The organism is Zongyangia sp., assembly GCF_965361945.1.
In genome coordinates, this window is record NZ_CBDTOK010000099.1 from 1 (window position 1) to 16,086 (window position 16,086).

Consider the following 16,086-nt stretch of genomic DNA (forward strand, 5'->3'; position numbering starts at 1 on the left):
CGTTATCGGTGACCTTACCCTCCAAACAGGAATGCCTACTCAAGCCGGAACAGCAGCCGTCACCATCGTGGATAATTCTAAATTGGCTCTTCGCGCTGAAGTGGGAGAATCACAGATACAGGAGGTATCCCATGGAGATAGATGTTACATTACTGGTTCTGGTTTTTCTGGAAAATATTACACCGGCACAGTAACTCGAATTTTTCCTACCGCGAAAAAATCAAGTACAAACCTAAACTCAGAGTCGACGGTAGAGATTCTTATTGAAATAGATCAGCCAGATCAATATCTCATGGCAGGATTTACCGCGAAGGCACAAATCGCGACGGAAATAAGAGAAAATGTTCTGACAGTGCCTTATGAGGCAATAGGACAGGATCAAGATGGCAAGGAATATGTATTTCTCTATGAAAATGGAAAGGCTGTGTAGCGCTATATTGAGACAGGGGAGGAGATGCAGTCCGGTGTAGAGGTGACTGCTGGATTAGGACTAGGAGATGTGGTTATTCAAAATAATAGCAGCATCCGTAAAAATGGTCAGTATGTGAGGATTGTCTGAATAAAAAGGAGGAGAAAATTTGTTCGATTTAATTATTGCTAGTATCAAAAATCTCCGTAGAAAAAAGTTCCGAAGTTTCTTGACGATTTTGGCCATCTGTATCAGTGTCGCCTCATTTGTTCTTATTTCTACTATCGGGGATGTGGGAAAAAGTGCAATTGAGACAGAACTAAGCAGTCTGGGAATCGATGGGGTTTCCATTTTACCTGAAGATAAAGAGACTACCTTACTATCTGAAGAACAGCTCCAGGAAATCAAGGAGTTTGATGGAGTAAGCAGCGCAGTTCCAATTGTCATGCAATACACAGATGTAAAGGTTGGCGCGCAAGAGTCCCAATCATTGATTTGGGGCATTGATGCAGGAGCAAAACAGGTCATTGCCTTGACACCAATTTATGGCCGGCTCATCAATCAGTATGATATAGCTACATCGGCCAATGTATGCGTTGTAGATGAATCAATGGCGCTGGAAGCCTATCGACGTAGCAATATCGTGGGGAAAAATATCCTACTTAACATTGGCGGAAGTTGGGAATCATTTGAAGTTGTCGGAGTAGTCTCTTCTGGAGGAAATATATTACAAAATATTGTAGGAAATTATATTCCATCTTTTTTATATGTGCCATATTCCAGCTTGGGCCTTTTATCTGGTCAAAGTAATTTCGATCGCATCGCCATTAAGGTACAGGAAAATTATGATGTAGACAGCGTTGGCAGAGAAATTGTCGCTACATTGAATCAACAAGAGGGCGCTATAGGAGCCTATAAAAGTGAAAATATTTCCCAGCAGAAGGATCAACTTACCGAAGTTCTTTCCATTGTGACAACCGTTCTTTCTGTCATTGCCGGCATTTCACTCGTGGTGGCGGGGCTCGGTATTATGACGGTAATGATGTCATCAGTTACTGAGCGAACGAGAGAAATTGGGATAAAAAAAGCAATCGGCGCCAGTAGGCGCAATATCATGGTAGAATTTCTCATTGAAACCTTGACAATTTCCTTCCTGGGCAGTGCAATCGGCACTGCAATTGGGCTTGGCGTTGCCATTGTGGGTTGCTCAATGGTTGACGTGGAGATTATTATCAATCCACAGTTGATTCTGACCTGCGTTGTCTTTTCTGTGGGGACTGGTGTACTGTTTGGGGTATATCCAGCGCAAAAAGCGGCTAGTCTCAAACCAGTAGACGCACTGCGCAACGAATAATAGCTATAATAATAGCTATGGGGAGAGAGGCGAATTCAAAATATTCATTATTTCGCTAAATAAAAATTTAGCGAAATTAAGGGGAGACAAAATAGCGATTCCATGATATAATAATAAGCAAGATATTCCTAACCTAACGATGACTGGAGTGATTGTCTTTGGCTACGTCTTCATATAATGATTGTCCAGAACTTTTAAGAAGTTTTCTATTTTATATGGAAACTATCAAAGGTCGTTCACCCAATACCATTCAGGGATATTATCTTGATATCCGTCTATTTCTTAGATTTTTAAAACTCCATAAACATCTTGTTTCCGCGGACACTCCAGTAGATCAAATTGATATTGCTGATGTTGATGCTTCGCTTATAAAAAGTGTTACTTTATCAGATGTCTATGAATTTATGCATTTTATCTCTTCAGAACGCCAGAATAGCACTAGGACACGATGTCGAAAAGCATCCAGCTTAAAAGCATTTTTTAATTATCTTACTGTTAAAGCTAATATTTTGGAACAAAACCCCATTAAAGAATTAGAAGTTCCGAATAATAAAAAAAGTTTACCAAAATATTTGTCTTTAGAAGAGAGTATTTCTCTGCTGTCTCAAGTGGACGGTGATAACAAAGAAAGAGATTATTGTATTTTAACTTTGTTCTTAAACTGCGGTATGCGCTTATCCGAGCTTGTAGGGATTAATTTAGGTGATATTAAAGAAAGCAGCATTAAAGTGACTGGTAAAGGCAACAAAGAGCGAATGATATATCTAAACGATGCGTGTATAGAAGCCATCAATGATTATCTTCCCATCCGGCTCAAAAAATCTCCAAAAGACCGGAATGCACTTTTTATTTCACGCAATGGCAATCGGATTAATAAGCGCCGGGTGGAACAGATTGTCACGGAAAATCTAAAGAAGTGTGGCTTAGATGGGATGGGATATTCCGCCCATAAATTGAGACATACTGCAGCAACACTAATGTATCAACACGGTCACGTAGATATTCGTGCGCTGAAAGAAATTTTAGGCCACGCAAATATTGGAACAACAGAAATTTATACCCACGTCTCCAATGAGCAGCTCAAAAATGCTGCAGATGCATCTCCCCTTGCCCATGTCCGAAAGAAAAGCAAGACATAGTGCGGCTTTCATTTTCCTATTCCTATAAAGTGGTAAAAAAACCTCCAAACAGGCTGATAATTCCGCTTTCCAAAGCACAACCCACAATATAAAAAGCTGTAATGCCTACATACTTTACACACATTTTTTTAGCATGTTTCCCTAAGGCAGTATGATTGTCATCTGAAAGCAACTTAAAAAAGAACAAAACAGAAAGTTTCAAGGACTCTTTTGCTGCCCATAAAATTGAAAACGCAATGAAAAGCGCATTGGGCAGGAGAAAAACCAGTGCAGCAAGAATACCATTTTGACCTAATGTACTATAAGCATATCCCATAGACAGGCCAACGCCTAATCCCTTAAAAAATACAACTCCCAACATGAGCGGCTGTGCAATCGCGGTAAACCCCATAAAAAAAAGAATGAGCAAATAGAGAAATCCGGAGATAAAAGAAGAGCTGAAATTTTGCAGAAAGGTTTGCCCTGCTTTTACTTCTATAAACTCTTTGGTGATAATGCCCAAATCAGAGAGTGCATCAATCCCTATCTTTTTGGTTAGCAGTGTCCCAACAATAACGCCGAGAAGCAATATAACTGCAAAGATAATCGTAAAAACATGTGGCAAAAGATAGTTTTTGGCGGAGCTTTTTTGAGGAGTCAGTGTCGGCGGTAACGAACTATGGATCCGTCTTGCTGCCGTATTTGTCATCACAGTCCTGTCCATCATCCTGTCCCATCCTTTGCTATCAGTATAGTCTAATTTATGCAAAAAAGAGGACAACTATGACTGAATATACTCTATATTAACTCTTATATATAGAAATGAAAGCGGGAGCCATTTTGGCTCCCGCTTTCATTTCTATTTTCCTAACTCATAGGCCCTGTCGATACACCGTTTCATGGCCTCTTCCAAAATGCCTTTCCAATCCTTTTCGTTGAGAGTATCCACCAATTTGAGTGTCGTACCCCCAGGAGAACAAACCATCCGGATGAGTTCGTCCTGGCTTTTCCCTGACTGCAGCATCATTTGCGCGGAGCCAATTAAGGTCTGACAGAACAACGTATTCGCTGTTTCCCTCTCAATGCCCAATGAGTCTGCATAATCGGCTACAATTTTTGCGAGTAAATAAATAAAAGCCGGACTACTTCCATTGACGGGAATGATTTCATTCATTTTCTCCTTTGGAATGACTACTGCCTTACCTACGGAAGAAAAAATATCGAAGACAAGCTGAAATTCAGTATCCGTAACCGGTGGAATTTTAGCCAAGGCAGATGCACCGCATCCAATCAAAAGCGGTGTATTTGGCATCACCAATACCACCTTGCAATCAAAATCAAGGGTAGTTTTAATGTAGGTATCACTGATTCCTGCAGCAATAGAAATCACAACATGGTGGTCATCAATGTGCCCTTTCAGTTCTGTCAACACGCTTTCAATGACTTGTGGCTTCACAGCGAGAAAAATATAGTCACAATGGTCAGCTAAATCTACAGAATTTTTCGCAATTGTTATTCCCTGCTCTTGAAAATATTTGCAGCGTTCTTCCGATACATCAAAAACATATAGATTTTCCTTAGGGACAAACTGTTTCAAGATAATTCCTTGGATAATGGCCGTTGCCATATTCCCTCCGCCAATAAATCCAATACGAATCCCATTCATTGCGCCAACCACCTTTTCTTTGTATTTTCCTAATTTTACTCTGCAAGCGCTGCTTTGATCATGATCGCACACTCTAGCCGCTTTTTCTCCATCTCACAGGCAAGATGATAGGGCTTTAAGATATCTCCTGCGTACTGAAAGTTATTGGCATTACATCCACCACTGCAGTAGAACTTGGCCCAGCAATCACGGCATTCCTGCTTACCATAGATATTGGCCTTAGCAAAATTTTCCTTCCGTTTTTTATCTTCGATTCCAGTATCCACAGTACCCATTTTCCACTCTTCCATCCCTACAAACTGATGGCAGGGATAGATGTCACCATCAGGGGTAACCGCCACATATTCATTGCCGCAGCCGCAACCCCGCAGGCGTTTAATAGCGCATGGACCTTGATCCAAATCGATCATGAAATGGAAAAAGTTAAAGCTTTTTCCGCTCTTTTTGTGTTCAATGATGATTTTTGCTAGCCGTTCGTATTCCGCAAATACTGCTGGTAGATCAGCCTCGGTAATTGCATAATCATTGGATGCATCTGTAACAACAGGCTCAATGGATATTTGGTCAAATCCTTCATGATAAAAATGAAGTACATCTTCCGCAAAATCCAAGTTATATTTAGTGAAGGTACCGCGGACATAATACTGATCATGCCCCCTTTTTTCTACCAAGCGCTTAAACTTGGGGAGAATGCTGTCATAGCAGCCACTGCCGTCAACTCGGGTACGGATGCGGTCGTTGACCTCTTTTCTTCCATCAATGGATAGGACCACATTACTCATTTCCTTGTTGATAAAGTCAATTTTATCATCATCAAGCAGCATTCCATTGGTGGTCACTGTGAACCGAAAACGTTTATTGTGGATTTTTTCTAGACCTCGGGCATACTTTACTACTTCTTTGACAACATCAAAATTCATCAGTGGTTCGCCGCCAAAAAAATCTAATTCTAGATTATGCCGCTCTCCGGAGTTAGCAATCAGAAAATCGATGGCTTTCTTTCCAACCTCCAAGGGCATCAACCTGCGTCCAGCTCCAAAATCTCCGGTGGATGCAAAACAATACTTACAACGCAGGTTGCAGTCATGAGCAATATGAAGGCACATGGCTTTAATAGGAGAGGAAACCATCATATCACGAAATTGCTCATAGTCATCTTCAGAAAAAAGTTGTCCTGCTTTATACAGTTCATATATTTCTTCATAAGTTTCCTCTATTTCCCGTTGCTGAAAGTTGGGGAGCTCCTTAAAAATATTCTGCGGACACACCGGTGTCAAAGGCGCAGAGAGGAAATCTAGCATATGGTAAAATAATTCATCAACGACATGAACTGCGCCACTGTGAACATCCAATACAATATAATAACCGTTTAAAAAATACTTATGTATCATAACTTTCCTCACAACTCAAATTTAAACATAAATTAAGGGACAGAAACTGTCCCTTAATACATTTCATACAATTTCGGAATCTGGCAGACTATTTCTCACATTTCTGATTTGCTACTGTGCAAGAAGTTTTGCAAGCAGACTGGCAGGAAGCCTGGCACTCACCACAGCCACCTTTGGCAGCAGATTGTTTCAGATTGGCATTATTTAAAGTTTTGACATGTTTTTTCATGATACACTCTCTCCTATTCTTTTATATGATAAAATTATACCATATTTTTCTTATCCAAGCAATTACTTTCTTCTCCGTTTTTGGTTAACCCCCAAAATTCCACCCAACACAGCAAATACAATGGCACAAAGAAATTTATAAATTCCTGTATTTGATAGATAACTCTGGCCAGTGACCATTGTACAAACCAAAATAAGAATGCAAAAAATTAACCCACAACAAAAACCGTAAAATAAGCCATGTTCACCACTTAACTTTGCGGCAATCAAACCGGAAACAAATGCTCCCACTGATAAACATACAAGGCTCAACAGCAAAATAATACCCTTGGGGAAATCTTGAATCGTTAAAAGCAGAGAAAAAAGAAAGAGCAAAAGCCCCGTGACAACAATGCCAATACCAACCCCAATTCCTACCGGTTTTAGATAGGTAATGACAAAACTTTCCTCTAGCTTTTGCTGCTCACGCCTTGATTTTCGCTGTTTCATATGTCCCCTCCTGGTTCTTTGTCATACAATGATGCTCCAACATCATTGTATGACAAAAGCCAAGGACATATGACGCTTCGTAAGGAAACCGTTTATTTTTCCGGTTTTTCTGCTGTAGGTTTAGCAGGAGCAGCTTCAGCCTCGTGAGGAGTATTATTGCTCTGAATCGCCCAGCGAGCCAATCTCATTTTACTTCTGTCACTTCCAGTTTCAATGACAATAGTGTCTTCTTTCATGCTGACTACACGGCCGATAATTCCGCCAATAGTAGTGATTTCATCTCCGATTTCCAGGCTGCTGCGCATTTTCTGCACTTCTTTTTCTTTCTTCTTTTGGGGACGAATCAAAATAAAATACATCAGGACGATAATGAGAACAAGCGGGGCAAACTGATAAAGCAAAGCAGTTGCCGTATTCCCAGTTTCTAAAAGCATGTTTTTTGCACCTCCGAATATGATAAGAAAAATTATAACATAACGCCTCAGGCGATGCAATAATCTTCAAAAGAATTTAAATACGTTTTCCCAAAATTGGAAGATATTTTTCCCTAAACGCTGCAAATTCTCCCAAATCCAGGGCTTCACGAATCTTTTCCATCAACGTGTTATAAAACCACAGATTATGCATCACAGCCAAGCGCATCCCCAACATTTCATTGGCCTTAAACAAGTGACGAATATAAGCACGAGAATGGCGTTGGCAGGTCGGACAAGTACAATTCATATCCACCGGTCGGTCATCTTTGGCGTATTTATTATTGGCAATATTGATAATTCCTTCCCACGTGAACATATGCCCATGGCGAGCATTTCGGCTTGGCATGACGCAATCAAAAAGATCCACGCCCCTATACACTGCCTCAATAATGTTAACAGGAGTGCCTACCCCCATCAAATAACGAGGTTTATTCTTCGGCATACAAGGCTCTACCGCAGAAATAATACGATACATTTCTTCTGCGGTTTCTCCCACTGCCAAACCGCCAATAGCATAGCCATCCAAATCAAGTTCGGCAATGTCCTTCATGTGTTGGATCCGAATATCGTCATAGGTTCCCCCCTGGTTGATACCAAAAAGCAACTGATGAGGATTGATGGTGTCCGGACGCTGGTTGCATTTTTTCATCTCTTCCTTACACCGAATCAGCCAGCGGGTTGTACGAGCGCAGGATTTCTCTACGTATTCTCTGGGAGAAGGGTTTTCAATACATTCGTCAAAAGCCATCGCAATCGTGGAAGCTAGGTTTGACTGAATCCTCATACTCTCTTCAGGCCCCATAAAAATACGCTTTCCATCTACATGGGATTGGAAATAAACGCCTTCCTCTTTGATTTTTCTGAGGGTAGAAAGTGAAAAGACTTGAAAGCCACCGCTATCGGTAAGTATTGGACGGTTCCAGCCCATAAACTTATGCAAGCCACCCATGTCGTGAATAAGACGATCCCCGGGTCTCACATGAAGATGATAGGTGTTGCAAAGTTCTACCTGACACTTTAAATCTACCAAATCATAAGAGGAAATTCCTCCTTTGATCGCAGCCGATGTTCCCACATTCATAAAGGCCGGCGTCTGCACAGTTCCATGAACCGTTTCAAAAATACCTCGCCGTGCGCTTCCCTCTGTTTTTATTAACTGATACATTGAGTCACTCCAACGTTATTTTATCTTATTAACTATAGCAAATTAAAAGGATAAAAGCAAATATTCATGTATCAGTGAGCTGATTTGTTCTCCTCGGAAATTAAGTTTTCCATGCTACGTAGGCTGATTCCAAGAGTTGAGGCGTTGTGTAAGAATGCAGATACCGTCGGTTGAATTATGCCCCCAGCTCCAAGTAAAATTAAGCCGCCATTCACCCCCAATATAATTCTATAATTGGTGTGAATCCGCTTCATCATTGCTTTGCTTAAGCGTCGTAAGGTAAGAAGTTCTTGAAGGTCTTCCGCGGCTACGGTAATATCAGCAATTTCCCGGGCAATTTCCGCTCCATCACTGATAGCAATTCCTACATCCGCAGCTGAAAGTGCCGGAGAGTCATTGATCCCATCCCCAACCATAACAACGATGTTTCCATTTTCTTTTTCTTTTAAAATGTAGTTGGCTTTATCCTCTGGTAAAACTTCAGAGTAATACTCGTTCACTCCTACCTGTTTAGCAATCACTGCCGCAGTACGATCACTATCCCCTGTCATCATTACAACTTTATGGATCCCCTCATGTTTTAGTTGCTGAATAACATCTTTAGCTTCCTCTCGTACTGGATCCTCAATGCAAATCACAGCTGCTAGTTCGTTTTCAATGGCCAGATATAGATGGGAATATTCTGAGGGAAGTTGATCAAATTTATTCTTAAACTCGTGGGGAATACCGCATCCCTCATCCTCAAAAACAAAATGATAGCTTCCAATAATCACACGTTTCTCTCCGATATATGATGCAATACCATGAGCAACAATATAGTCAACCTTGGAATGCATTTCATGATGCTCTAAATGCTGTTCTCTGGCCGCCTTCACCACTGCTTTTGCCATAGAATGAGGAAAATGTTCTTCCAAACAAGCTGCCATTCGCAGCATTTCTGCAGAAGTGCCATCTCCGAAGACAACGACATCCTTGACTGTCGGCCTTGCTTTTGTCAATGTACCTGTTTTATCAAATACAATTGTTGTTGCATCAGCCAGTGCCTCCAAATATTTTCCGCCCTTTACAGTGATATGATAGGAGCTAGCTTCGCGGATGGCTGAAAGTACGGTAATCGGCATCGCCAGCTTTAATGCGCAGGAAAAGTCTACCATAAGCACGGACAGTGCACGCGTAATATTTCGTGTAACCAGCCAGGCGATTGCTGTCCCAATAAAGGTATAAGGGACTAACCGATCCGCCAGATGCTCTGCCTTGCTTTCTACAGATGATTTCAACTTTTCTGAAGCCTCAATCATTTTGATAATATTTTCATATCTTGTCGATCCGGAAACTCTTTTAACTTGAACTGTCAATTCTCCCTCTTCTACAGCGGTCCCCGCATAAACATAACCTCCTGACTCCTTTTTCACTGGCAGTGGCTCACCTGTTAAAGAGGCCTGGTTGACCATAGCTTCTCCCCCCACAACAATGCCATCAAATGGAATCAGATTCCCCATATGGATAACTACATGATCTTCAGGCATCACAGCAGCTATATCTACAAGTACTTCCTGATTTCTCCGTTTTAGCCAGACCTTTCCTACATTTAAAGAGAGACTACGGGCAAGATCGCCTACCGACTTTTTATGGGTCCACTCTTCGAGAATCTCTCCAATACTCAGAAGGAACATGACCGAACCTGCAGTGGTAAAATCTCCCCGTAAAAGTGACACCCCAATGGCTGTTGCATCCAACACTGGCACTTCTAGTCGCCCCCTCAGCAAACAGCGTAATCCTCTCTGAATGTATCGGAGGGATTTGACGCCAATATATAAAGCGCGAACGGGAGCGGGGAAAATAAATTTGCAGCAAGTGCGTACTAGAATTTTCCAAATTAATGTTTCTCGATATTTCGCATTGAGCTCACGCCCAGAACTCTCCAATAGTCCTTTCGGTACATTAACATTTTCATATTGGAATTGCTGCAACGATTTTAACAGTAGGTTGCGATCACCACAATAATAAATGATGGCATCTCCTGTCTGCTCATATACTTTTGCTTTTTGGACACCATGTAGATGTTCTAGATAATAAAGAAAAATATCCGCTTGTTGAATTGACATTGAAGATTGTACCAAATGAATCCGAAGTCTTCCCAATATTTCGTGTTTGATAATAAATTTCACAACAAGTCCTCCACAATAATTCTACAGCTAACTGCAGAAAAAAGGGCTGTATCTTTTGATGCAGCCCAAAACTCCTTTCTATCTTATTACTCTGTTATGTTCTCATCGATCAATGTAGCCGCCTCTTCAGCAGTCCTTTTTTCATTGATCTGTTTAGCCTCCGCTAAAATATCCTCCGCATTTTCCTGTGCTATTGTTACCGTCTTCATCACACTTTCTTTTGCTCGAAGGGCAGCTGCTGTGCAGTGGACATACACTTTTTTCGCATCTTTGCTCGAAAGGATTTTGATCCCAGCTGTTCCAAAGAGAACTCCTCCTAAAAATAACCCGATCTTTTTTACTTGAGAGACTTTTAACACAATAAATTCCTCCTTTTATTTATGAGAATAGCCAGTGATAAACAACATAACAAAGCAAAAAGCTGCTGCAAATGCCCAAAACCGATGTCGCTTCATTTTTTGCACATCCTTTCCTATTCTTACTCTGTCTATAGGTTTCTTTGGTAATTTTGTTCCCTTATACTATAATACGCTTTGCCATTTCACTACTAATTGCAACCCTAGTGTCCTTGACCATAACAATTAAGTTACCCCCAATGGTAGAAATGACAGTCACTTTGCCCCCAACGACAAATCCCATATCCTTTAAATGGGATTTTAATTCGAAAGAACCACCCACTTTTTTTATGATCTGCTCCTCTCCAGGAGAGACAAAACTTAACGGCAACATTTTTCATCTCCTGTCTTATTATTAACAATAGTTAGCTTTCACTAATTTTAGTTAGCTCTAGCTAATTCTAGATAATTTTACCACTATACAAATCATTTGTCAAACAACTAAAATTCACCCGACTTTTTAATTTTTTTAAGTAGTTTCTTAGAATCAGTGTCTTCTCTATAGTGTTAGATCAGTAAAATGTAGTATAATAAAAAATATAAACGGAGTTTTCTGTTAAGAAAGGATCGATAGTATGGGGGATAATCGCCTTCCCGCAGTGGCATATAACGCTCCGGATACTATATTGGTCGTAGACGACGACGAAATCAACCGTGGAATTTTAGAAAACATTTTCTGCTCTTCTTATCAGATAGATGAAGCTGAAAATGGAAAAATTGGTTTGGGAAAAATTTTAAAATCTCCCGATAAATTTTGTGCTGTTTTATTGGATGTTGTTATGCCAGAAATGGATGGAATTCAGGTATTGCGGCATCTAAAAAAACTGCAAATTCCTGATTTAATTCCTATTTTTTTAATTACAGCAGAGGCTAGTGATAATACCATAAAGGAAGCTTATCATTTGGGAGTTATGGACGTAATTAGTAAACCAGTTATCCCTTATATGATTCAAAAAAGGGTTAATTCTATTGTGGAGCTTTTTCAAGCGCGAAAGCGTCTAGGAAATGTAGTGGAAAAACAACAATCAGAATTATTACGTCAGGCGCAACAGATCATTCAACTTCACATGGGAATGATTGAGTCTCTCTCAACTGCTATTGAATTCCGCAGCGGTGAATCTGGTACTCATGTTCGGCGTATCCATGACATTACCAAATATATGCTCACCCATACTGTATTGGGCAAAGATCTTGGGACGGAAATTATTGATCATATAGCCTTAGCATCTATTATGCATGATGTTGGGAAAATAGCTATTCCTGATGCCATCCTAAATAAACCCGGAAAACTGACGGCAGAAGAATTTGAAATTATGAAAACTCATACCCTCCAAGGTGCCCATCTGCTGGAAAAAATCCCACAAATGCAGGCACTGCCAGCTTATGAATATGCCTATGATATCGCTAGACATCATCATGAACGCTGGGATGGACGTGGTTATCCTGATGGACTTAAAGGAAATGAAATTTCTATTTGGTCACAAATTGTAGCACTGGCCGATGTTTATGATGCGCTGGTAAGCAAACGCGTATATAAAAATGCTTTCTCTCCACAGAAGGCGCTAGACATGATCCGATATGGAAAGTGTGGCGTGTTTAATCCGGATTTATTAGAGTGTTTTTTCTCTGTGGAAAAGAATATTAGGGAACTATATTTCACGTATAGTGCGGAGGAGGTTGTTTAATTTGGACGTCCGACTTATCGAGTCTCTAGCTGACGCTGGTATTGATGTAAACAGTGCTATGGAGCGCTTTATGGGGAACGAATCTTTATTTGAGCGCTTTTTAAAAAAGTTTCTAGAAGATTCTAATTATCATGATTTGCTTGCTGCCATATCTTCAGGTGATAGCGAAGGGGCCCTTAAGTCATCCCATACGCTTAAAGGCATATGTGGAAATCTTTCAATGAACCATTTGTTTGACCTTTTAACAAGACAAGTGTCTCTTTTTAGAGAACAACGGTGGAAAGAGGCTACTGAAATGATGTCAGACATTAGCGAAAGTTATATAAACATCACCCAGGCAATTCGGAGGAACTTTTCATGAGGAAAACAAGAAAAAAATGGAAAGATATGCTTCGACATGGGAGGATCAATATTTTTGCGTTTTTAGTTCTTGTAATTTTGGCCAGTAGCGGTCTTTTATTATTGCGAACAAAATTGCTCCAAAATGCGCAAAGTCTAGGAATGTCTCTCTCCCGAAACTATGCAGCGGAGGAGAGTAATAACCTCACGGTCTATAAAACTCTTCTTTCTTTTGGCACGCAATCTATGGAAACACGAATAAAAGATGGGCTGTCAGAAGAAGAACTGTCGGAATGGATACAGATGTATTTTCAACGTCTGCAGGCGGTACTGGGAGTAGAAAGCGTAGATCCCTATGCGGTTATCAACGGAAAAATTATTGCCGCCAATCCCTGGGAAGATGATGATACTTACAATATTTATGAGACCCAATGGTATCAACGTGCAATCGCTGCAGAAGGTGAAGTTATCTTTACCGATGTCTATACTGATGCCATCTATAACAAACCTGTCATTACTATAGCGCAAAAATGCGCCAATATTAATGGCTTGCTAGCTTTTGACATCTTTCCTGAAAGTTTACAATTTCAAGTTAGCCTAGAGGAATTGCCAGAAGGAAGCTCCTTTTTTCTGTGTGATGCTTCTGGTACACTAATCTATAACCAAACAGATCTGATACAAACAGATCATAAGCTGCAATCATATATAAGCGGGGTAATTGAAAAGATTAATGCTGGAGAACTTTATCGCTATGATACCAGCGTTGTCGATTTAGAGGGAAATCGACGGGCGGTTTATTATACTGCCATGGATAATAGCTGGATATCCATGATCACCATACCATACTCCAGCATCTTAGGGGACTTGTATCAGATTACAATCGTTTTTTCTATTCTCTTTGGACTTTTCTTCGTGGCGGTCATATGGCTTTCCTGGCGGGATGTGAAGCTAAATGAGCGTATTGACCGCACAAATGAAACCGTTCGTGTATTAGGAAATTCTTACTATGCTTTATATCGTGTAAATGTAAAAGACGACACATACGAGATGATCAAGGGTTCCAAATATATTCGAAGTAGAATTCAAAAAACAGGAAAGTATGAAATTTTACTCAATGTCATGGGAGAAATAATTGAACCAGATGCCTATCATGAATATATGGAAAGCTTTTCCTTGCAAAATATGCAGAAGTTACTGTCTAAAAGAATTCGAAACTTTGGCGGGGATTTCCAGCGAAAATTTGGTGATGAATACCGTTGGGTCAATGTACGCATATTGTTTGATGAATCTCTGGAGCCACAGGAAGCGGTACTTTGCTTCCGTGAAGTTGAAGAAGAAAAAAATAGGCAGCTTCAAGAAAGAAAGTTATTACAAAATGCACTGGAAAATGCAAGACAAAGCGAAAAGGCCAAGCAGGCATTTTTCAGTAATATGTCTCATGATATGCGCACCCCTCTTAATGCAATCATTGGTTTGTCCGATCTTATCTCTCAATACTCAAAGGATCCCCAGAAGGTTTCAGAATATATCGAGAAGATCAACTTTTCCAGTAATCAGCTCTTAAACCTCATTAATGATATTCTGGATATGTCTCGCTTTGAACAAGGAAAAGTGATTTTGGACAATCAACAGTTTGATTTAAAAAAATGCATAGAAGACTCTATGGCAGCTTTCCGCTTACAGGCTGATAAGGAAAAGAAAAATTTTATGGTCTCTTTTCAGATCGACGATAGCTATGTACTAGGAGATTCGCTGCGCATGAGTCAAATCTTGAACAATCTTGTTTCTAATGCATTGAAGTTCACTGATGAAGGCGATTCCATATCGGTCGAGATAAAACAGCTTGGGCGGGATAAACAGGCCAAATATAAAATTGTGGTCAAGGATTCTGGATTAGGCATGTCAAAAGACTTTCTCCCACGTCTCTTTGAACCTTATGCCCGGGAAACACGTTTTAGCGGCAAAGAAATTTCCGGTACAGGGCTTGGCATGCCAATTGTTAAAAATCTAGTTACCCAGATGAGTGGGCAAATCCAGGTAGAAAGCGAGTTGGGAAAGGGGAGTACTTTTACTGTTGTCCTCCCCTTTCTTGTTGTAAATGCAAATGAGTTAATAGAGAATGAGTCAAAAGTTTCCAGCTCCAGAGAAATCTCCCTGGAGGGCAGAAATATTCTTTTGGCTGAAGATAACCTTATTAACATGGAAATTGCAACTGAAATGCTCACCATGTATGGAATCAAGGTTACTCAGGCATGGAATGGTATTGAAGCAGTCGACTTATTTCAATCATCTCCGCTTTTTACCTATGATGCAATATTGATGGACATGCAAATGCCTCAAATGGACGGATGTGAAGCAGCAAAAAAAATTCGTTCTCTGTCTCGGCCTGACGCTACAACAGTTCCAATCGTTGCCGTTACAGCCAATGCTTTTACAGAGGATATTGCGCAAACGACATCTGCTGGTATGAATGCTCATATATCCAAGCCCATTGATTTTCTTTTGCTCTGCCAAACTCTTTCAAAGCTAATGATGCAATCTGACCGATAATAAAAGGCCATCGCTCTAACGATGGCCTTTTATTATGAATGTTGCCTTTATCAAAATTAAAAAATTAGTCGAATAGTAAAAATGATCAACAGCACTGCGCCTATACCGGTTGCAGTTCCATAAATCTTTCTCGATTCTCGATCCCCTTTTTCCTTTAAGAAGTAATAAATTCCACTGACTAAAATTAATGCGCCGATCAGTATTGCAATCACATTAATTAACATTTCTTTTCCTCCATTTCAACAATATTGCAGAATTTATAATGACCAGTACAGATCCAGCATTATGTACAAGGGCGCCTACAACAGGATTTAAAATCCCAGTAATTGCTAGAATAATTGCTAAAAAGTTTAGAACCATAGAAAAGGTTAGATTACATTTAATTGTGGTCATCATTCGACGTGATAAGGCCAATAAATGCGGTATTTCTTTAACTTCATCGTCGACCAAAGCAATGTCCGCTGCATCTACGGCGATATCACTTCCCACACCGCCCATGGCAATTCCCACATCTGCTTTTTTCAGAGCAGGTGCGTCATTGATCCCATCCCCAATCATACAAATGGATTCTTTTTTCTTCTGATAAGTATCAATCCAGGTAAGTTTGTCTTCTGGCAGACAGTTGGCATGAACCTCACGGATTTGCAGCTTTT

18 protein-coding genes are annotated in these 16,086 nt (G+C 40.3%); 6 read left to right on the top strand and 12 right to left on the bottom strand.

All coding sequences use genetic code 11. From position 1 onward, the window contains the following. The 3 genes from ACZ25G_RS06475 to ACZ25G_RS06485 form a co-directional block, all read left to right on the top strand. The coding region (locus tag ACZ25G_RS06475; RefSeq protein WP_463681911.1) for an efflux RND transporter periplasmic adaptor subunit at positions 1 to 430 on the top strand (430 nt) is incomplete at its 5' end. Between the two features lie 148 nt (positions 431 to 578). After that, positions 579 to 1,763 carry an ABC transporter permease gene (locus tag ACZ25G_RS06480; RefSeq protein ID WP_463681912.1) on the top strand — a complete coding sequence of 395 codons (1,185 nt, stop codon included), beginning with the start codon at positions 579 to 581 and terminating at the stop codon, positions 1,761 to 1,763. Between the two features lie 215 nt (positions 1,764 to 1,978). After that, on the top strand, positions 1,979 to 2,902 hold the full coding sequence (locus ACZ25G_RS06485; protein ID WP_463681913.1) for a tyrosine recombinase XerC: 924 nt from the start codon (positions 1,979 to 1,981) through the stop codon (positions 2,900 to 2,902). Positions 2,903 to 2,924: 22 nt separating this feature from the next. On the opposite strand, the gene ACZ25G_RS06490 is transcribed toward ACZ25G_RS06485, so the two are convergent. From ACZ25G_RS06490 to ACZ25G_RS06535, 10 genes are all read right to left on the bottom strand, one after another. Further along, positions 2,925 to 3,590 (bottom strand): hypothetical protein, encoded by a 666-nt coding sequence (locus ACZ25G_RS06490; protein ID WP_463681914.1) that lies wholly within the window; start codon positions 3,588 to 3,590, stop codon positions 2,925 to 2,927. 150 nt (positions 3,591 to 3,740) lie between these two features. Further along, positions 3,741 to 4,547 (bottom strand): pyrroline-5-carboxylate reductase, encoded by an 807-nt coding sequence (gene proC, locus ACZ25G_RS06495; protein WP_463681915.1) that lies wholly within the window; start codon positions 4,545 to 4,547, stop codon positions 3,741 to 3,743. A 35-nt stretch (positions 4,548 to 4,582) separates the two neighbouring features. After that, positions 4,583 to 5,938 carry a thioether cross-link-forming SCIFF peptide maturase gene (scfB, locus tag ACZ25G_RS06500; protein ID WP_191481575.1) on the bottom strand — a complete coding sequence of 452 codons (1,356 nt, stop codon included), beginning with the start codon at positions 5,936 to 5,938 and terminating at the stop codon, positions 4,583 to 4,585. Positions 5,939 to 6,026: 88 nt separating this feature from the next. Continuing rightward, complete coding sequence (gene scfA / locus ACZ25G_RS06505) at positions 6,027 to 6,167, bottom strand: six-cysteine ranthipeptide SCIFF (protein ID WP_342680700.1); 141 nt, start codon at positions 6,165 to 6,167, stop codon at positions 6,027 to 6,029. A 62-nt stretch (positions 6,168 to 6,229) separates the two neighbouring features. After that, complete coding sequence (locus ACZ25G_RS06510; RefSeq protein WP_191481576.1) at positions 6,230 to 6,655, bottom strand: TIGR04086 family membrane protein; 426 nt, start codon at positions 6,653 to 6,655, stop codon at positions 6,230 to 6,232. Between the two features lie 92 nt (positions 6,656 to 6,747). Further along, a complete protein-coding gene (gene yajC, locus ACZ25G_RS06515) occupies positions 6,748 to 7,089 on the bottom strand; it encodes a preprotein translocase subunit YajC (RefSeq protein WP_191481577.1) in 342 nt (113 codons plus the stop codon). Positions 7,090 to 7,165: 76 nt separating this feature from the next. Then, on the bottom strand, positions 7,166 to 8,296 hold the full coding sequence (gene tgt / locus ACZ25G_RS06520; protein ID WP_191510596.1) for a tRNA guanosine(34) transglycosylase Tgt: 1,131 nt from the start codon (positions 8,294 to 8,296) through the stop codon (positions 7,166 to 7,168). 71 nt (positions 8,297 to 8,367) lie between these two features. Further along, on the bottom strand, positions 8,368 to 10,464 hold the full coding sequence (locus ACZ25G_RS06525; protein WP_191481579.1) for a heavy metal translocating P-type ATPase: 2,097 nt from the start codon (positions 10,462 to 10,464) through the stop codon (positions 8,368 to 8,370). Positions 10,465 to 10,550: 86 nt separating this feature from the next. After that, complete coding sequence (locus ACZ25G_RS06530; RefSeq protein ID WP_191481580.1) at positions 10,551 to 10,823, bottom strand: DUF6110 family protein; 273 nt, start codon at positions 10,821 to 10,823, stop codon at positions 10,551 to 10,553. A 157-nt stretch (positions 10,824 to 10,980) separates the two neighbouring features. Continuing rightward, positions 10,981 to 11,193, bottom strand: coding sequence for a FeoA domain-containing protein (locus ACZ25G_RS06535; protein ID WP_191481581.1), 213 nt, complete (start codon positions 11,191 to 11,193; stop codon positions 10,981 to 10,983). A gap of 241 nt (positions 11,194 to 11,434) precedes the next feature. Between ACZ25G_RS06535 and ACZ25G_RS06540 the strand changes: the two genes are divergently transcribed. Genes ACZ25G_RS06540 through ACZ25G_RS06550 form a run of 3 tightly spaced genes read left to right on the top strand, consistent with a single transcriptional unit; the run spans position 11,435 to position 15,433 of the window. Beyond that, positions 11,435 to 12,544, top strand: a complete 1,110-nt coding sequence (locus tag ACZ25G_RS06540; protein ID WP_463681916.1) for an HD domain-containing phosphohydrolase — start codon at positions 11,435 to 11,437, stop codon at positions 12,542 to 12,544. A gap of 1 nt (position 12,545) precedes the next feature. Continuing rightward, positions 12,546 to 12,905: an Hpt domain-containing protein gene (locus tag ACZ25G_RS06545; protein WP_463681917.1), complete on the top strand. Its 360-nt coding sequence runs from the start codon at positions 12,546 to 12,548 to the stop codon at positions 12,903 to 12,905. Continuing rightward, entirely contained in the window at positions 12,902 to 15,433 is a 2,532-nt protein-coding gene (locus ACZ25G_RS06550) for a hybrid sensor histidine kinase/response regulator (protein WP_463681918.1), read from the top strand. The genes ACZ25G_RS06545 and ACZ25G_RS06550 overlap by 4 nt, the downstream gene beginning before the upstream one ends. A gap of 56 nt (positions 15,434 to 15,489) precedes the next feature. On the opposite strand, the gene ACZ25G_RS06555 is transcribed toward ACZ25G_RS06550, so the two are convergent. Both ACZ25G_RS06555 and ACZ25G_RS06560 read right to left on the bottom strand, forming a co-directional pair. Continuing rightward, a complete protein-coding gene (locus tag ACZ25G_RS06555) occupies positions 15,490 to 15,657 on the bottom strand; it encodes a hypothetical protein (RefSeq protein WP_191481585.1) in 168 nt (55 codons plus the stop codon). Then, positions 15,647 to 16,086 (bottom strand): HAD-IC family P-type ATPase (locus ACZ25G_RS06560; RefSeq protein WP_463681919.1); only part of this gene is annotated, 440 nt, incomplete at its 5' end. The genes ACZ25G_RS06560 and ACZ25G_RS06555, both read right to left, overlap by 11 nt.